The following is a 1,233-nucleotide window of genomic DNA, read 5'->3' as shown; positions in this document are numbered from 1 at the left end:
GAGGCTCGCTTCCCGCTTAGATGCTTTCAGCGGTTATCGATTCCGAACTTAGCTACCGGGCAATGCGTCTGGCGACACAACCCGAACACCAGAGGTTCGTCCACTCCGGTCCTCTCGTACTAGGAGCAGCCCCTCTCAATCATCCAACGCCCACGGCAGATAGGGACCGAACTGTCTCACGACGTTCTAAACCCAGCTCGCGTACCACTTTAAATGGCGAACAGCCATACCCTTGGGACCGACTTCAGCCCCAGGATGTGATGAGCCGACATCGAGGTGCCAAACACCGCCGTCGATATGAACTCTTGGGCGGTATCAGCCTGTTATCCCCGGAGTACCTTTTATCCGTTGAGCGATGGCCCTTCCATACAGAACCACCGGATCACTATGACCTGCTTTCGCACCTGCTCGAACCGTCATTCTCGCAGTCAAGCGGGCTTATGCCATTGCACTAACCTCACGATGTCCGACCGTGATTAGCCCACCTTCGTGCTCCTCCGTTACGCTTTGGGAGGAGACCGCCCCAGTCAAACTACCCACCAGGCACTGTCCGCACCCCGGATAACGGGGCGACGTTAGAACATCAACACTACAAGGGTGGTATTTCAAGGACGGCTCCACGCAATCTAGCGACTGCGCTTCAAAGCCTCCCACCTATCCTACACATGTAGGGTCAATGTTCAGTGCCAAGCTGTAGTAAAGGTTCACGGGGTCTTTCCGTCTAGCCGCGGGTACGCAGCATCTTCACTGCGATTTCAATTTCACTGAGTCTCGGGTGGAGACAGCGTGGCCATCATTACGCCATTCGTGCAGGTCGGAACTTACCCGACAAGGAATTTCGCTACCTTAGGACCGTTATAGTTACGGCCGCCGTTTACCGGGGCTTCGATCAAGAGCTTCGACCGAAGTCTAACCCCATCAATTAACCTTCCGGCACCGGGCAGGCGTCACACCGTATACGTCATCTTTCGATTTTGCACAGTGCTGTGTTTTTAATAAACAGTTGCAGCCACCTGGTATCTGCGACTGCCAGCAGCTCCAAGAGCAAGTCTCTTCACCGCCGGCAGCGTACCTTCTCCCGAAGTTACGGTACCATTTTGCCTAGTTCCTTCACCCGAGTTCTCTCAAGCGCCTTGGTATTCTCTACCCGACCACCTGTGTCGGTTTGGGGTACGATTCCTTACTATCTGAAGCTTAGAGGCTTTTCCCGGAAGCATGGCATCAATGACTTCA

Annotated in this window: 1 rRNA gene; it reads right to left on the bottom strand. The window is 54.3% G+C overall.

Features of this window, described 5'->3' with window-relative positions:
• Positions 1-1,233, bottom strand: a 23S ribosomal RNA gene (locus C9J03_RS26335); the annotation flags it as partial.

The organism is Photobacterium gaetbulicola (assembly GCF_003025515.1).
Lineage (GTDB): Bacteria > Pseudomonadota > Gammaproteobacteria > Enterobacterales > Vibrionaceae > Photobacterium > Photobacterium gaetbulicola.
This window is presented reverse-complemented; position numbering and strand designations above follow the sequence as displayed.